Source organism: Roseomonas sp. E05, assembly GCF_030063475.1.
Taxonomy (GTDB): domain Bacteria; phylum Pseudomonadota; class Alphaproteobacteria; order Acetobacterales; family Acetobacteraceae; genus Pseudoroseomonas.
In genome coordinates, this window is the sequence record NZ_JASIRT010000012.1 from 40624 (window position 1) to 57526 (window position 16903).

General features: G+C 69.4%; 13 protein-coding genes. 4 read left to right on the forward strand and 9 right to left on the reverse strand.

Annotated elements, in window-relative coordinates; genetic code table 11:
• Positions 1 to 87: 87 nt before the first annotated feature.
• From rutA to QMO56_RS13940, 6 genes are all read right to left on the reverse strand, one after another.
• Positions 88 to 1167: a pyrimidine utilization protein A gene (gene rutA / locus QMO56_RS13915; RefSeq protein ID WP_283526545.1), complete on the reverse strand. Its 1080-nt coding sequence runs from the start codon at positions 1165 to 1167 to the stop codon at positions 88 to 90.
• A 329-nt stretch (positions 1168 to 1496) separates the two neighbouring features.
• On the reverse strand, positions 1497 to 2294 hold the full coding sequence (locus tag QMO56_RS13920; protein ID WP_283526546.1) for an ABC transporter ATP-binding protein: 798 nt from the start codon (positions 2292 to 2294) through the stop codon (positions 1497 to 1499).
• 139 nt (positions 2295 to 2433) lie between these two features.
• The gene (locus tag QMO56_RS13925) at positions 2434 to 3312 is read right to left on the reverse strand and encodes an ABC transporter ATP-binding protein (RefSeq protein WP_283526547.1); all 879 of its coding nucleotides are present in this window, start codon (positions 3310 to 3312) and stop codon (positions 2434 to 2436) included.
• Positions 3305 to 4222 carry a nickel transporter permease gene (nikC, locus tag QMO56_RS13930; RefSeq protein ID WP_283526548.1) on the reverse strand — a complete coding sequence of 306 codons (918 nt, stop codon included), beginning with the start codon at positions 4220 to 4222 and terminating at the stop codon, positions 3305 to 3307. The genes QMO56_RS13925 and nikC overlap by 8 nt, the downstream gene beginning before the upstream one ends.
• Position 4223: 1 nt before the next feature.
• The gene (locus tag QMO56_RS13935; RefSeq protein ID WP_283526549.1) at positions 4224 to 5291 is read right to left on the reverse strand and encodes an ABC transporter permease; all 1068 of its coding nucleotides are present in this window, start codon (positions 5289 to 5291) and stop codon (positions 4224 to 4226) included.
• A 7-nt stretch (positions 5292 to 5298) separates the two neighbouring features.
• Positions 5299 to 6936 (reverse strand): ABC transporter substrate-binding protein, encoded by a 1638-nt coding sequence (locus tag QMO56_RS13940; protein WP_283526550.1) that lies wholly within the window; start codon positions 6934 to 6936, stop codon positions 5299 to 5301.
• Positions 6937 to 7081: 145 nt separating this feature from the next.
• Here QMO56_RS13940 and QMO56_RS13945 point away from each other — a divergent pair, with 145 nt between their 5' ends.
• The 4 genes from QMO56_RS13945 (at position 7082) to QMO56_RS13960 (ending at position 13274) form a co-directional block, all read left to right on the forward strand.
• A complete protein-coding gene (locus tag QMO56_RS13945) occupies positions 7082 to 8086 on the forward strand; it encodes a serine hydrolase (RefSeq protein ID WP_283526551.1) in 1005 nt (334 codons plus the stop codon).
• Positions 8087 to 8117: 31 nt separating this feature from the next.
• Complete coding sequence (locus QMO56_RS13950) at positions 8118 to 9665, forward strand: M81 family metallopeptidase (RefSeq protein ID WP_283526552.1); 1548 nt, start codon at positions 8118 to 8120, stop codon at positions 9663 to 9665.
• 839 nt (positions 9666 to 10504) lie between these two features.
• Positions 10505 to 11284, forward strand: coding sequence for a response regulator transcription factor (locus tag QMO56_RS13955; protein WP_283526553.1), 780 nt, complete (start codon positions 10505 to 10507; stop codon positions 11282 to 11284).
• 409 nt (positions 11285 to 11693) lie between these two features.
• Positions 11694 to 13274: an aldehyde dehydrogenase (NADP(+)) gene (locus tag QMO56_RS13960; protein ID WP_283526554.1), complete on the forward strand. Its 1581-nt coding sequence runs from the start codon at positions 11694 to 11696 to the stop codon at positions 13272 to 13274.
• Between the two features lie 39 nt (positions 13275 to 13313).
• On the opposite strand, the gene QMO56_RS13965 is transcribed toward QMO56_RS13960, so the two are convergent.
• From QMO56_RS13965 to QMO56_RS13975, 3 genes are all read right to left on the reverse strand, one after another.
• Entirely contained in the window at positions 13314 to 14609 is a 1296-nt protein-coding gene (locus QMO56_RS13965) for an FAD-binding oxidoreductase (RefSeq protein ID WP_283526555.1), read from the reverse strand.
• Positions 14610 to 14819: 210 nt separating this feature from the next.
• Positions 14820 to 15785: an ABC transporter substrate-binding protein gene (locus QMO56_RS13970; protein WP_283526556.1), complete on the reverse strand. Its 966-nt coding sequence runs from the start codon at positions 15783 to 15785 to the stop codon at positions 14820 to 14822.
• 2 nt (positions 15786 to 15787) lie between these two features.
• Positions 15788 to 16900 (reverse strand): LLM class flavin-dependent oxidoreductase, encoded by a 1113-nt coding sequence (locus QMO56_RS13975; protein WP_283526557.1) that lies wholly within the window; start codon positions 16898 to 16900, stop codon positions 15788 to 15790.
• Positions 16901 to 16903: the final 3 nt, after the last annotated feature.

Consider the following 16903-nt stretch of genomic DNA (forward strand, 5'->3'; position numbering starts at 1 on the left):
CTCCTCCCTTGCGGTCCGACTGGCCTTGAGGGGCGCCGCCCCTCCCAAGCTCTCCCCGCCGGGAACCTGAGGTTCCCGGACCTCCCTTCAGATGGGCGCCAGCACATGGGAGCGCGACGTCATCAGCGGCTGGATGCGCTGGCCGAACTGCTCCATGCCGGTCAGGAAATCGTCGAAGGTCAGCATGACGCCCTGCAGCCCGTCGGTCGCCGCACATTCATCCAGCAGGCGCGCCACCGTGGCGTAGGAGCCGATCAGGCGCAGCATCGCCGTGGGCTGCTTCGCCCCCTCGTTCAGGAAGCGGCCCACCGTGGAGGTGGCCTCGGACTTCACATCCGCGGCGGCCTGCGCATCGCGCCAGGCCAGCGCCTCCAGGTCGGTGCCGGCCTTGTAGTGCTCCCATTTGGCCATCGCCGCCGCGTCCGTCTCGTCGGCGATGATCATCAGCAGTGCCAGCGCTCCCACCCTGCGGCCGGTGCGCGCGGCTTCCGCCTTCAGGCGCACCGCGTGCGGCGCGATGGTCTGCGGCGTGTTGATGCCGGTGCTGCTGATGAAGTTGTAGTCCGCATGCTCCGCCGCGAAGCGCATGCCGCGGCCGCTCTGCCCCGCCGCGATCACCTGGACCGGCGCGGAAGGGCGCGGGCTGAGGCGGCAATCCGCCATCTGGAAGAAGTCGCCCTGGAAGTCGGAGCGGCCCTCCGTCCACAGATCCCGCATGACCTGCACATACTCGCTGCAATACTCGTAGCGCCGCGCGAAATAGCCTTCGCCCGGCCACAGGCCCATCTGCTCGTACTCCGCCTTCTGCCAGCCGGAGACGATGTTCACCCCGAAGCGGCCCTGCGAGATGCTGTCGATGGTCGAGGCCATGCGGGCGATGATGGCGGGCGGAATGGTCAGCACCGCCACCGAGGCAAAGAGGCGGATTCGCTGCGTCACCGCCGCCAGGCCAGCCATCAGCGTGAAGGATTCCAGGTTGTGGTCCCAGTACTCGCTGGGGCCGCCGAAGCCGCGCAGCTTGATCATCGAGAGGGCGAATTCGAAGCCATACCGCTCCGCCTTCTCCACGATGGCGCGGTTCAGCTCGAAGCTTGGCATGTATTGCGGCGAGGTGGTGGAGATGAGCCAGCCATTGTTGCCGATGGGCAGGAAAACGCCGACGTCCATGTCACCCTCCGCAAACCCCTTGGGAGCCAACCCAGCAGCGGCGCATGTTCAAACGATATGCATTCTCCTGCAACCCTTTCCCATTATGGATTCAAATCGGGCGGAAAGATGCTTGACGAGGCAGGCGGCATTGCGCGGTGGGGTGACGCTGCGGGGGAGGTGGCAATGATGGCGCTTTCCCTGGCAACCTCCTCACGGGGCCGCTGGCCCATGGATGATGCGGAGGAAAAGCCGGGGCGGCCTTATGGATGCCCTGTCTCCGCTTCCGCCTTCCCCTCGGCGGCCGCCTTGCCGAGGGGAGGGGGCGCCGGAAGGGGGCGCCGATGGCTTCAGGCCGTCGCGAAGGTGTCCTGCTCGGCAGCGGGCCGATAGCCCGCACTGGCGGCGAGGAGGGCGCGGCTATACGGCTCCGTCGCCTGGCCGGCGCGCAGCGCCTCCACCGTCATCTCCTCGACGATGCGGCCGCCGTTCATGATGGCCAGCCGCTCGCAGAGATGCGCCACCACGGCGAGGTCGTGGCTGACCATCACATAGGTCAGGCCCCGCTCGGCCCGCAGCCGGTGCAGCAGGTTGAGGATTTCCGCCTGCACCGAGACGTCAAGCGCGCTGGTCGGCTCATCCAGCAGCAGGATCTTCGGCTCCAGGATCAGACAGCGGGCGATGGCGACACGTTGCCGCTGCCCACCGGAGAGCTGGTGCGGATAGCGGAAGCGGAAGGCCGGGCCGAGGCCGACCGCCCGCAGCGCCTCCTCCACCCGCTGCTGCGGCCGGTCCAGCCCGTGGATGGTCAGTGGCTCCAGCAGCACCTGGTTGACCATCTTGCGCGGATGCAGGGAGCCATAAGGGTCCTGGAAGACCATCTGCGTCTGGCGGAAGAAGGCCTTGTCCCGCACATGCGGCAGCTCATGGCCGTGCAGCAGGATGGCGCCCTCGTAGGTCGTGTTGAGCCCCGACAGGGCGCGCAGCACGGTGGACTTGCCGGAGCCGGACTCGCCGATCAACCCATAGGCCTCGCCGGGGGCCACGCGGAAGGCGACGTTCTGCACGGCGTGGTTGGCCTTGGCGCCGCGGCCGAAGGTGATGTTGAGGTCGATGACCTCCAGCGCCGGCGGTGTGGGAAGCGTCATGCCGCGTGAACCCTGGCCAGAAAGGCCGGGGGAAGGAATTCCCCCGGACCCCCATCTTTTTCCTTCGAATTCGGCCGCTCTGGAACTGACAGAAAAAAGAAGGGGGTTTGGGGGAATTCCTTCCCCCGATCTTTCTTTCTCATGCCAGTTCCTCCAGCCGATAGGTCGGCCCGTCGCGCCAGGAGGGGTCGCGCGTCGGCACGGCCAGCTCCTCCACGGGGTGGTCGAGCCGCGGCAGGCTGCGCAGCAGCGCCTGGGTATAGGGATGGCGGGCGTTGTGCATGTCCGCCGCGCGCAACTCCTCGACGATGCGCCCGGCATACATCACCAGCACCCGGTCGCAGAACTCCGCCACAAGGTTGAGGTCGTGGCTGATGAAGATGAGCCCGACGCCGCGCCCCATCACCAGCTCGTCCAGAATGGTCAGCACCTGCCGGCGGATGGTGACGTCGAGCGCCGAGGTCGGCTCGTCGGCGATGATCAGGTCCGGCTCGGTGATCAGCATCATGGCGATCATGATGCGCTGGCCCATGCCGCCGGAGACCTCGTGCGGATAGAGATCGAACACCCGCTTCGGGTCGCGGATATGCACCGCCTCCAGCATGGCCATCGCCTTGGCATGCGCCTCGGCACGGCCGACGCGCTGGTGCAGGCGGCAGGTCTCGGCGATCTGCTGCCCGACGCGCATCAGCGGGTTCAGCGAGTATTTCGGGTCCTGCAGAATCATCGAGATGCGCGCGCCGCGGATGGCGCGCATCCGGCGTTCCGAAGCGGCCAGAAGGTCAGTGCCCGCGAAGTCGAGCCGCTCGGCGGTGACGCGCGCCGCCTTGGGGGAGAGCTTCAGCAGCGCGCGCCCGGTCATCGACTTGCCGGAGCCGCTCTCGCCGACGATGCCGAGCTTCTCCCGCCCGACGTCGAAGGAGACGCCGCGCACCGCCTCGACCGGGCCGCTGGGGGAGGGGAAGGTGATGCGCAGGCCGCGCACGCGGAGCAGGGGGGCGGTATCCGGATCAGCCATGGCGCGGGTCCATGATGTCTCGCAGCCCGTCGCCGAACAGGTTGAAGGCGAGGCTGGTGAGCAGGATGGCGCAGCCGGGGATGGCGGCGATCCACCAGCTCGTCATGACGAACTGCCGGCCGGTGGAAAGCATGGCGCCCCATTCCGGGCTGGGCGGCTGCGCGCCGAGGCCGAGGAAGCCGAGGCCGGCGGCGGTGAGGATGATGCCGGCCATGTTCAGCGTGATGCGCACGACGACGGAGGGCAGGCACATCGGCACCACGTGATGCAGGATGATGCGCAGGCGCGAGGCGCCCTGCAGCCGCACGGCGGCGATGTAGTCGGACTTGCGCACCGTCAGCGTCTCCGCCCGCGCCAGCCGTGCGATCGGCGGCCAGGCGGCGAGCGAGATGGCGATGATGGCGTTCTCGATGCCGGGACCGAGCGCGGCGACGAAGGCCAGCGCCAGGATCAGGCTGGGAAAGGAGAGAAAGATGTCCACCAGCCGCATCAGGATGGTGTCGGTCCAGCCGCCGAGATAGCCGGCGGTGGTGCCGATGATCAGCCCGAGCGGCGCCGCGATCAGCGCCGCCAGGAAGGCGATGTAGAGGGTGATGCGGGAGCCATAGACAAGGCGGCTGTAGATGTCGCGCCCGAGGTCGTCGGTGCCGAGCCAGTGCGCGGCCGAGGGCGGCTGCAGCCGCGCCGTCAGGTCCTGCGCGTAGATGTCATGCGTGGCGAGCAGCGGCGCGAAGGCCGCCACAGCGATCAGCAGCAGCAGGATCGTCGCGCCCGCCAGCGCCGGCGGGTTGCTCCGCAGCCGGCGCCAGCCGAGCCAGAGCGCCTGCACCCGCGCCTGGAAGGGCGAGGCGGGCACCGGCGCCCGCAGCCAGGCGCCGAGCGAGGTGGGGGAGAGGGAGGTGCCGGACATGTCAGTGGGTCCGCGGATCGAGCAGGCGGTAGAGCAGGTCGGCCAGCAGGTTGAGCCCGACGAAGATGACGCCGACCAGCAGCGTGCAGGCGACCACCGCGTTCATGTCGCCGGCCAGCAGGGCGTTGGTCAGGTAGCGGCCGAAGCCCGGCCAGGCGAAGACCGTCTCGGTCAGCACCGCGCCCTCCAGCAGGAAGGCATAGGCCAGCGCCACCACGGTGATGACCTGCACCACCACGTTGCGGAAGGCGTGCACCCAGACCGTGCGCATCCAGGAAAGCCCCTTCACCCGCGCGGCGATGACGTATTCCTGCGCCAGCTGCTCCAGCATGAAGGAGCGCGTCATGCGGCTGATATAGGCCAGCGCGCCGAAGCCGAGGATGGAGGCGGGCAGGATGATATGGCTGAGGACGTTCCAGAAGATCTCCCACTGCCCGGCCATGGCGGTATCAAGCAGCAGCAGGTCGGTCACCGGCTCGACGTCCCACTGATAGGCGGTGTCGATCCGCCCGGGGCCGCCGACCCAGCCGAGATTGGCGTAGAACAGCACCAGCCCCATCAGCCCGAGCCAGAAATTCGGCGTCGAATAGCCGAGCAGGCCGAAAACACGGACGAAATAGTCGAGCGGCGTGTCGCGATAGGCGGCGGCGAAGACGCCCAGCGGGATGCCGAGCCCGGTGCCGATCAGGATGCCCATGGTGGCCAGCTCGATGGTCGCGGGAAAGACGCGGGCGACGTCCTCCAGCACGGGCTTGCCGGTGGTCAGCGCGGTGCCGAAATCGAGCCGCAGCACGTCGCCGACGTAGCGGGCGAACTGGATCCAGAGCGGCTGGTCGAGGCCGAGCTGTGCCCGCATCGCCTCATAGGCTTCCTGGGTGGCGTTGTCGCCCAGGATGGCGGCGACGGGATCGAGCGGCAGCAGCCGGCCAATCAGGAAGGTGAGCGCCATCAGGCCGAACAGTGTGACGGCGATCGAGACGATCAGCCGCAGCGCCGTGCCGGCCCAGGCAGGCAGGGCGGGGGCGGCGCCCCCGCTCCGACGGGCGGATGTCGCCGCCGCCTCTGCCATCGGGGCCTTACTCCTTGGAGGCGAGGTCGTAGTAGGCGGCGAAGCCGTTCCAGGTCCAGTTCTTCAGCGTGTTGCGCACGCCGGCGAGCATGATGGACTGGAACATGATGGCCGTCGGGCCGCGCTGCATCATGTCGCGCTGCAGCTCGTGGTACATCTCCGCGCGCTTGTCCTCGTCCTGCTCCAGCAGGGCGGCCTGGACCATCTTGTTGGCCTTCTCGTCCTGGAAGGAGTGGCGCCAGGACGGGTACTGCGTCAGCTTCGCCTCGGCGCGGTTGTCGGGGTTGTAGATCTGGCGCGAGGCATTGCCATGCGCGTCCGGAACGCTGGTCTGCCAGGCCAGCATCGCCGTCTCGAACTCGCGGCCGCGATGGCGGGCGAAGAGCTGCGCATTCGCCATCTGCTCCAGCTTGATGCGCACGCCGATCTTGGCGGCGTTCTGCTGGATGTGCTGCGCGATCGGCGCCGCATAAGGCAGGGTGCCGAAGATCATCGTCGCCTCGAAGCCGTCGGGGAGGCCGGCCTCGGTCAGCAGCTGCTTCGCCTTCTCCAGGTCGAGCTTGAAGGGCTGGCCCTCCTTCTCGTCCAGCGCGCCGAAGGCGCCGAGCTGCGCGAAGCTGGCGCGCGGCACGCCGTTATAGGCCATCACCGTCTTGCCCAGGCCCTCGTAGTCGATCAGGTAGCGCATCGCGAGGCGCACCTTCTCCTTGGCAAAGATCGGATTGGCGTTGTTGAAGCCCCAGTAGACGATCTGCGGCTTCAGCGTGCGCGAGAGGGTGATGCCGGGCATCTTCTCGATGGCCTGCATGTCCTCCGGCGTCAGGTCGCGCGCCACGTCCACGTCGCCCTTCTCCAGCAGCAGGCGCTGCGTGCCCGCCTCGGCGACGTGGCGGATGATGATGCGCTTCAGCTTCGGCGCCGGGCCCCAGTATTTCGGGTTGGCCTCCAGCACCACGCTCTCGCCGGCGTTCCACTGGCGCAGATGGTAGGGGCCGACGCATTCGGTGTGCGTCGCGAGATACTTGTTGCCGAGGTCGCCGTTCACCTCATGCTTCATCACCGTCTGGCGGTCGAGCAGGGTGGCGACGCGGTTCGCGGCGACGGCCTGCAGCACGAGGTTGACGGGATAGGGCTTGTCCAGCTTCATCACCAGCGTCCGCTCGTCCGGCGCGGTGATGCGCTGCTCCACCGTGTCCTTGGTGAAGCCGTATTCGGTGAGCGTTGCCGAGTTGCCGAAACCGAGCTTGACCACCCGCGCCATTGACCAGGCGAGGTCCTGCGCGGTGGCCTTGGCGCCCGAGGGGAAGGCCAGGCTATCGCGCAGGTGGAAGGTGATCTGCTGCTTGTCCGGCGAGACCTCCCAGCGCTCGGCCAGTGCGGGCACCAGCTTGCTTTCGTCCTTCGGGTCGAAGGCCACCAGCGAGTCGCAGGTGTTCTGCAGCAGTTCGCTGGTCACCACCTCGCCGATCTGCGCCGGGTCGAAGGTGCTGATGGCGTCGATGTTCCAGGCCATCACCATCGCGTTGCCGGGCGTCGCGGCGCGCGCGCCCTCGGCCATCGCCGTGAGGCCGGTGCCGGCCAGAAGGGCCAAGGCGAGGCGGCGCCAGGACCGCCGGATGGCGGGGCCGGGGTGATGTTCGGTCATTCTGAGTGTCCCTCGCATGGCATAGGCGCTTGCGCTTGGCCGGACGGCCAGCAAACCATGTGCCAGACTTTTCCCGCCTGTTTTCCCTGGCGCCATCCTTGCATCGGTCAGGGCGCCTGTAAAATGGTCAAAAGGAACGAAGCCCGTGCAGACAGCTCTCGGCGATGGTGGCGCGGCGGAGGCCGATGCCGGCTCCTGGCCGCGCTGGGACAGGCCGGAGGATGCCGGCTGGTCCTCGGCCGGCCTGCGGGCGGCGCTGGAGGATGCCGCGAGCACCGACACCGCGGCCCTGATGGTGGTGGCGCGCGGGCGCGTGCTGCTCTCCGCCGGCCGCGTGGCGGCGCGGTTCAACGTCCATTCCATCCGCAAGAGCCTGCTCTCGGCGCTGATCGGCATCCATGCGGAGGCGGGACGGATCGACCTGGAGGCGCGGCTGGAGGATCTCGGCATTGACGACCAGCTCGGCCTGACCGCGCGCGAGAAGCTGGCCACGGTGCTCGACCTGCTCTGCGTCCGCTCCGGCATCTACCACCCGAGCGGCTATGAATCGCCCTGGATGGTCGCCATCAAGCCGGCGCGGCACAGTGCCGGGCCGGGCACGGCCTGGTGCTACAACAACTGGGACTTCAACGCGCTGGGAACAGTCTTCCGGCAGTGCACGGGGGCCGACGTCTTCCAGGACTTCGCCGCCCGCATCGCCGCGCCCTGTGGCATGGAGGATTTCCGGCCGGAGCAGGATGGCAGTTACGTGCCGCTGCCCGAGTCGCGGCATCCTGCCTATCCCTTCCGCATGACGGCGCGGGACCTGGCGCGCTTCGGCCAGCTTTTCCTCGAGGGCGGGCGGGCCGCTAGCCGGCAGGTGGTGCCGGAGAACTGGGTGCGGATGAGCGTGCTGCCGGTCTCCGAGGCCGGGCATCACGGCGCCTATGGCTACATGTGGTGGGTCGGGCGGCAGGGGGTGATGTTCCCCAACGTCGTGGTGCCGGAGGGCAGCTTCGCCGGGCTCGGCACGCGCGGCCATGTGCTGCTGGTGCTGCCCGCGCTGCAGGCGGTGGTCGTCCACCGCGTGGACACCGACCAGCCCGGCCCTTCCGTCTCCTACGCCCGCTTCGGCCGCCTGCTGCGGCACCTGCTGGCCGCGGCTCCCTGAACCGGCTTCCATCGGAAACGAAGCTCGACCCATGCGCAACAATCCAAGGATCGCCCTGCTCGGCTTCATGCTCGAGGCGAACGGCTTCGCCCCGGTCGCCGAGGAGGCGGAGTTCCGGCAGAAGCTCTGGCTCGAAGGGCAGGACCTGCTCGACGACGTCCGCGGCGCCCGCTCGCGCGATCCCGGCGGCATCAAGGGCTTCGTCGAGGTGCTGGATGCCGCCGGCCCCTGGCAGCCGGTGCCGCTCGCCATCACCTCCGCCGGCGCCAGCGGTCCGGCCGAGCAGGGCTTCTTCGACCGCTATCTCGCCCGCCTGGCGGAAGGGCTGAAGGCGGCCCTGCCGCTCGACGGCGTCTACATCGAGGCGCATGGCGCCGCCTCCGCCACGGTGGAGCCGGACCCGGAGGGCGCGCTCTATGCCATGGTGCGCGGCATCGTCGGCCCGGATGTGCCCATCGTTTCGACGCTGGACCTGCATGCCAATGTCAGTCCGGCCATGGTGCGGCACACCGATCTGCTGATCGCCTTCCTGACCAACCCGCATGTGGACATGCGCGAGCGTGGCCAGGAGGCTGGGCGGGCGATGCTGGAACTGCTGGGCGGGGTGAAGACCGCCAAGGCCTTCATCAAACTGCCGATCCTACCCCCCTCGGTGTCGCTGCTGTCGGACCGCGGCCCCTATGGCGCGGCCATCGCGCGCGGGCAGGAGCTGTGCAGGGGCAGCATCCTGAACGTCTCCGTGCTGGCCAATTTCAGCCTGGGCGATTCGCCGAAGAACGGCATGAGCGTGATCGTCACCTCGCGCGGCGACCAGGCGGCGGCCGAGGCGGTGGCGCGCGAGCTGGCCCGGCTGCTCTGGTCCCGCCGGCAGGAGCTGGTGGCGCGGCTGCTGCCGATCGATGAGGCGGCGCGGCGCCTCAAGGCCGCCTGCGAGAACCCCGCTCTGCCGGCGCTGCTCTTCGCGGACGTCGCCGACAATCCAGGCGGCGGCGCGCGGGGCAACACCACCGACATCCTGCGCGCCTTCCTGGAAGCCGGCGTCACCGACACTGCCTTCGCCATCCACTACGACCCGGAACTGGCGGTGGAGGCGCATGCGCGGGGGGCGGGTGCCCGATTCCACGCCGTGCTGAACCGGGCCGAGACGCATTCCGACAGCCGGCGGCTGGAGGCCGAGGCGAAGGTGATGGCGCTGAGTGACGGCCATATCGTCGGCCGCCGCGGCACCATCGCCGGCCGTCCCTTCACCCTTGGCCCTACCGCCTGGCTGCGGCTGGAGGAGCGAATCGACGTCGTCTTCGTCTCGATCCGCCACCAGTGCCACGATCCGGCGATGCTGGAGCATCTCGGCATCGACCTGCGCCGCCTGCGTGGCCTGGTGGTGAAGTCGCGCGGGCATTTCCGCGCCGGCTTCAACGACCTCTTCGCGGATTCGCAGATCCTGGAGGTGGACGGTCCGGGACTGGTGACCCCGGTGCTGACGAGGGTGCCCTTCCGGCATGTGCCGCGGCCCATCTGGCCGCTGGATCCGGACCTGGCCTGGGAGGTGCCGGCGGCACCGGTGGCCGGCGGGGCCTAGGGCCGGCCGGCGCATCTTGGGGAGGGGGCGGCGCTTGGCGGTGCTGCCCCGTCCGGATCATGGTGAAGGAGGCACGGCCTCCCGCCTTCGGGTAGGCACCGGCCTGTGGGGGCCGGCCCCGTCGAGGGGGGCGGCGGATGGTGGTGCAAACGATCATCCCGCCTGCCCGGCTGCGGAAGAACGCGTCCTCCGTGCTGTGTTGCCTTCAGGCCACACTGCCGCCGAGCGGCAGAGAGCTTCCCCGTCTCCGGCCCTGATACGGATCCGGCCTCTCGCCCGCCGCCGTAAGGCGCATACCGCAAATGAGAGAAACCGCAGGTTTCCCCAAAAAAAGATCATGCGCCCCCTCGCGGCGGGATCTGCTCACGGAACGAGAATAGGGTCGTATCCTGGAATGCCCCTGCGCGCGCCTATCTCCGCCTTGCCGATGCAGGCGTGCCCTGCGCCGGACAGGCAGAGAAGCCCTTATAATCCATGCAGGTGAATGAAATGTGACCGAATTTCTGCCTCCGAGGCATTCTGGCAGGGAGCTGCAAACCGGCTGACTTCAACCATGGGTCTGGCGACCGTGCGCCGAGCGCGAAACAAAATCGCATATTTGGATGACGTCTAAAAATTGTACTAATCAGTCTTCAAATGGAGATTGTATCCTCAATCAAAATGACATCACTGTTGGAAGACCAGATATCCAAAAAGAATATCCTGTCTGGGGAAAAGTGCCCTGTTCTTTCAACCATGATGAGAATGTCTTGAGTATCACGGATCCGTGAGGTAGCTTTTCCTTGCCAGCGCCAAGAGGCTCTGACTTTCACCGCCAGCGAAAATCGCAAGGACGGGCCATGTACATTCTCCTCGCCAGCACCTTCGAGGATAACGCGCGGTTGCGGGACAGCCTTGTCCAAAAAGGACATGGCTGCGACCTCGCCCTCCCCTTCAGCGAGACCGCCGCGATCGCACAGCACAGCGGACCCTATGATGTGATCCTGCTCGAGGTGGATGAGATCCGCCTGCAGGCGCTCGCCATTCTGCGGGACATCCGGCGTCGCGGTGTGCAGGCGCCCGTCATTGTCCTGAGCGCTTCCCCCACGCATGACGAGGAACTGGCGGCACTGGAACTTGGCGCCGATGATGTGCTGAGCCGCGCTGCTCCCCTGGCGCTGCTGCATGCGCGGATGCAGGCCGTGCTGCGCCGCGGCTTCGGCCATGCCAGCTCCCAGCTCCGCTGCGGCAATGTGGTGCTGGATCAGACCCGCCGCACCGTCGCGGTCGATGATCGTTCCGTTCGTGTCACCTGCCGCGAGTTCGACGTGCTGGAGATGCTGATGCTGCGGCGGGGCACGCTGCTCACCAAGGAGCATTTCATGGCGCGTTCCTATGGTGCGGAGGACGGGCCGGACCAGCGCATCCTGGACGTGTTCGTCTGCAAGCTGCGCCGCAAGCTGGCGGCCGCCGGCTCGGCCGAGATCGTGCGCACCATCTGGGGGCGCGGCTATGTGCTGGAGGAGCCGACCCCCTCCGCCCTGGAGGCCGCACGGATGCGCCATCAGGCCGCCGCGCCCCGGACGCGGCGGGCCCATCTCGGCCTCGGAATGGAGGGCGGGCTGGCCATGGCCGTCTGAGCGGCCCCTTCGCCCGCCCGGACAGCGCCTCCGCCCTGCCCTGACGCGCCGGCCTTCTCCGCCCGGAGGAGGCCGGCGCTTCTTTTCTCTCCGCCTCACCGCCATGTGCCGCCACAGCCCGCCCGCGGGGGTCGCCGCGCCGGTTGAGCGTCGGCCGGACATGCCCGAGGCTTCGGCTCCTTCGGCTCCTTCGGCTCCTTCGGCTCCTTCGGCTCCTTCGGCTCCTTCGGCTCCTTCGGCTCCTTCGGCTCCTTCGGCTCCTTCGCGATCCGCAGCCGCGCATCGCGGTGAGGGGCGGCGCGCCTCGCCGGCCGCTCTTGCTCCCTCTGCCGAAAGCCTGTCCTATGACATCAGACAAGTGCGGCATGGTCCGAAGTGGCTTGCCGCCTGAACGATGAGGAACGACCGCATGTCCCTGACCGGCGAAATGCTGATCGGCGCCACGCGCCTGCGCGGGACGGAACGCCCGGTCCGCGCCACCAATCCCGCCACGGGCGAAACGATGGAGCCGCCCTATGGCGGCGGCACGGCGGCTGAGGTGGAGCGCGCCTGTGCCCTGGCCTGGGCGGCTTCCGACACCTACCGCGCCACCAGCCTGGAGCAGCGCGCCGCCTTCCTGGAGGCGATCGCGCAGGAACTGATGGAACTCGGTGACGAACTGGTCGAGCGCGCCGTGGCCGAAAGCGGCTTGCCGCGCGGCCGCATCGAGGGCGAGCGCGCCCGCACCGCCGGCCAGCTCCGCCTCTTTGCCCAAGTGGTGCGTGACGGGCTCTGGCTGGAAGCCCGCATCGACCCCGCCATGCCCGACCGCAAGCCACTGCCGCGCCCCGACCTGCGCCAGCGGCAGATCCCGCTCGGCCCCGTCGCGGTGTTCGGCGCCAGCAACTTCCCGCTGGCCTTCTCGGTGGCGGGCGGCGACACCGCCTCCGCGCTCGCCGCCGGCTGCCCGGTGGTGGTGAAGGCGCATTCGGCGCATCCCGGCACCTCGGAACTGGCGGGGCGTGCGGTGCAGGCGGCGGTGCGGAAATGCGGCCTGCCCGAAGGCGTCTTCTCCATGCTCTTCGGCGCCGGCAACGTCATCGGCCAGGGGCTGGTCTCCGACCCGCGCATCAAGGCGGTGGGCTTCACCGGCTCCCGCGCCGGTGGCACCGCGCTGATGAAGACCGCCGCTGCCCGCCCCGAGCCGATCCCGGTCTATGCCGAGATGAGCAGCATCAACCCGGTCTTCCTGATGCCGGCCGCCCTGAAGGCGCGGGCGGAGGCGATCGGCAAGGCCTTCGTCGGCTCGCTGACGCTGGGCGCCGGCCAGTTCTGCACCAATCCCGGCCTGGTGCTGGCGGTGGAAGGCCCGGACCTCGACCGCTTCGTCGCCGCCGCCGCCGAGGCGCTGGGCGCCGCCCCTGCCGCCACCATGCTGACGCCTGGCATCCTGAAGGCCTACCAGGAGGGCGTCGCCCGCCTCTCCGGCGCGCCGAAGGTGCAGAAGGTGGCGGAAGGGCTGCTGCACAATGGCCCCACCCAGGGCCAGGCCGCCCTGTTCATGACCGACGCCGCCAGCTTCGCCGCTGATCCGAGCCTCGAGGAGGAGGTCTTCGGCGCCGCCTCGCTGATCATCCGCTGCCCGGATCTGGGTGCCATGCGGGAGGTGGCCGAGAAGCTGGAAGGCCAGCTCACCGCCACCCTGCAGATGGACAGCCACGACCTGGAGGAGGCGCGCAAGCTGCTGCCGGTGCTGGAGCGCCGCGTCGGCCGCATCCTGGTGAACGGCTACCCGACCGGGGTCGAGGTCAGCCACGCCATGGTGCATGGCGGACCCTATCCCTCCACGGCGGACGGCCGCAGCACCTCGGTCGGCACGCTGGCCATCCGGCGCTTCCTGCGTCCGGTCTGCTACCAGGACTTCCCGGCCGGCCTGCTGCCGGAGGAACTGCGCGACGACAGCCCGCTGCACCTGCTGCGGCTGGAAGACGGCAAGCCCGTCCAGCACTGACGGGAAAAGCCCGGGGGAATTCCTTTCCCCCGGGCTTTTTTACAGTCCCAGCCGGTCCCTGATCCGCCCCTGGGCTACTGCCGCCATCACGCCCAGCCGCCAGAAGCGATGGAAGGCAATTGGCCGGATGGGCAGCACCGGCATGTCCAGCTCCTCGACCGGCGTGCCGAGCAGGCGGCGCGCCAGTTGCCCGCCCATGGCAGTTGCCATCGCGACGCCGCGGCCGTTGTAGCCCAGCGCCGTGAGCAGGCCCGGCGCGGGTTCGTGCAGATGCGGGTAGTGATCGCGCGTCATGGCAAGCTGGCCATTCCAGCCATGCGTCCAGGCGACGCCTTTCAGCGCCGGCCAGAGGCGCTCGGCATAGCGCATCAGATACTGGACGGGGCCGGTGTCCTGCATGGGGCGTTGCGGGCCGCGCCCGCCCATCAGCAGGCGGTTGCCCTGGTCGAGCCGGTAATAAACGGTGATGTTGCCGCTCTCATAGACGGAACCGCGCAGCGGCAGGATGGCCTGCGCCACGGAGTCCGGCAGCGGCGCGGTGGCGGCGATAGAGCTGAAAACCGGCACCAGGCTGCGGCGCAGGCCGGGCCAGAGATCGCCGGTATAGCCGTTGGTCGCCAGCACCACCTGCTCTGCCAGCAGGCTGCCCTGGGGCGTGGCGATGCGCCACCGCGCGCCTTCGCGGGTGAGCGACAGGGCCGGCGTGCCCCCATGGATGCGCGCGCCGAGCTGCGCCGCCGCCCGCGCCAGCCCACGCGCATAGGAGAGCGGGTTGAGGTCGCCACCGCGCCGGTCGAGCATCGCGCCGGCGTAGCGCCCGGTGCCGGTCAGGGCGGCGACGGCAGCGCGGTCGAGGTATTCCACCGGCATGCCGCGCCGGATGCACTGTTCGGCCGTGCGCTCGGCTGCGGCGGCGTTGGACAACATGATGGCAGCGCGCAGCGTGCCCTGCTGGCGTGCCTCGCAGGTGATCTGGTGGCGGCGGATGATGTCGAAGACGAGGTCCGGCGCGGCGTAGGAGAGGGCGATCATGCGCCCGCCCAGTTCGGGGCCGAAATCGGCCTCCACCTGATCCGGGTCCCATTTCAGCCCGGGATTGACCTGCCCGCCATTGCGCCCAGAGGCGCCCCAGCCCGGCTCCGAGGCCTCGATCAGCGCCGCCATGATGCCGTGTTCGGCGAGATGCAGCGCGGTGGAAAGCCCGGTGAAGCCGCCGCCCACGATGGCGACCGGCACGCGCTGCTCACCCTGGAGCGGCGCCGCGGCGGGCGCGGGCACGGCGGTGTCGGCGTACAGGGAAGGCGGCAGAGGGGCGGGGGTGGAAGGGGCGCGCATTCCAGGTCACCGGCTCCGAACGGTTGCGGTGACGATTGGGGCACGGTGACGCTGCGCCGGCAAGCAAGGCCGGGGGAATGAATTCCCCCAGACCCCGATCTTTTCCTTCAGGTTTCCTGCGCGGGCGGAAAGCGCAGCCGCCAACTGACAAAAAGAAGATGGGTCAAACCTATAGGTTTGACCGGGGGAATTCCTTCCCCCGACCTTTTCTCAGCTCGCCTTGAGCCCCGCCTGGATCGCGTCGTTGAAGCTGCGGTCCAGGATGTCGGCGGCCTTCACCGGCCGGCGCACCAGCTTGGCGCGGGTATAGAGGTCGATGTTCCACTGCTCGTCCCGCACCACCGCATCGTCGATCGGCACGACGCGGGTGCGGGCGCGCTCGAACCAGCGCTGCGCCACCGGCTCCGGGATGTTCATCAGCCCAGCCCAGGTGTTCGCATAGGAGGGGATGTTGTCGTTCGCCCAGGCGCGCGCCGCCGCCAGCCGGCGGACGAAGTCGGCCAGCTCCGGCCGGCGCGCCTTGATGGCGTCCTCGCGCGCCGCCTGGAAGCTCAGCCGCGCCATCTTCAGGGCGCCACTGTCCACCACGGCGCGGGAGCCGGCCAGCACCTCCTCCTGCGAGACATATGGCTCCCAGGTGGACCAGGCCTCCACCGCACCGCTGCTATAGGCGGCCTTGGCGTCGGAGGGCAGCAGGAAGACGAACTCCACCGCATCCTGCGGCCAGCCCGCATGCTCCAGCGCCGCCAGGATGAGCTGGTGGCCGATCGAGCCGCGCCCGGTGGCGATGCGCTTGCCGCGCAGGTCGGCGAAGCTCTGCGCCGGGCTGTTCTTCGGCACCAGGATGGCGAGGCCTTCGCCGCCCTCGCGCGTCGCGGCGATGGCCTTGATCGGCACGCCGGCGGCAGCGCCGAAGGTGAAGGGCGCATCGCCCACCAGGCCGGTGTCGATGGCGTCGGCGTTCAGTGCCTCCACCAGCGGCGCGGCGGCCGGGAACTCGCTCCAGGTGATGCGGTGCTCGATCTCCTTCAGCACGCCGGCGGCCTGCATCACGGCACGGGCGTTGCCACGCTGGTCGCCGACACGCAGCGGGGTTTCGGCGCGCAGGATGCGCGGCGCGGCGAGGGTCAGCAGGCCGGCGGTGCCGGCGGCCAGGAAAGTGCGTCGTTGCAGCATGGTCACTCCGCCGCCTGCAGGCTGTTGGTGCGGCGGGCGAGCCTCTCGGCCACCAGCCGCCTGGTGAGGGGCAGCAGCGTCCGCCCGTATTCCACCGCGTCCTCCAGCGGGTCGAAGCCGCGGATCAGGAAGGTGGTGACGCCGAGGTCGTAGTATTCCAGGAAGGCCTCCGCCACCTGCTGCGGCGTGCCGACCAGCGCGGTGGTGTTGCCGCGCGCGCCGGTCTCGCGGGCGATGGCGGTGTAGAGCCGCCCCTCCGGCCGGTCGCCCAGCGCGGCCGCCTCCAGCAGGCGCTGCGAACCGGCATTCTGCGGCCCGGGGCCACGGCCGAGCGCCGCCTGGCCACGCACCGCGCGCACGCGCTGCAGGATGCCTTCGGCCCTGGCCCAGGCCTCCTCCTCGGTTTCCGCCAGGATGGGGCGGAAGGAAAGGCTGAAGCGCACCTCGCGCCCGTGCTTCGCCGCCTCGGCGCGCACGCGCGCGACGATCTCGCGCACCTGGGCATGGGTCTCGCCCCAGAGCGCGTAGACGTCGGCATGCCTGCCGGAGACGCGCAGCGCCGCCTCGGAGGCGCCGCCGAAATAGATCGGGATGCGCGGCTGCTGCACCGTGCGCACCTCGGGCGAGGCGCCCTTGATGCGGTAGTAGGCGCCCTCGTGGTCCACCGGGCCGCTGCCGGTCCAGATGGACTTCAGGATGGAGACGTATTCGTCCGTGCGGGCGTAGCGGTCGTCCTTGCCGAGCCAGTCGCCGTCGCGCGCCTGGTCGGCGTCGTCGCCGCCGGAGATGACGTGGATGGCGGCGCGGCCGTTGCTGAGCTGGTCCAGCGTGGCGAAGGCGCGGGCGGCGTTGGTCGGCGCCTGGAAGCCCGGCCGGTGCGCGACGAGAAAGCCGACCTTCGAGCTATAGGCCGCCGCGTGCGAGGCGAGCAGCAGCCCGTCCGGCCCGTTGCTGTACCAGCCGATCAGGATGCGGTCGAAGCCGCCCTGGTCGTGCGCCTCGACCGAGGCGCGGAAATAGCCGGGGTCGATCGCCGGCCCCTGCGCCGGATGGATCTCGGACTGCTGGCGCGGCTGCACCATGCCGATGAATTCGACGTCCTGGGACTTCGTCATGGC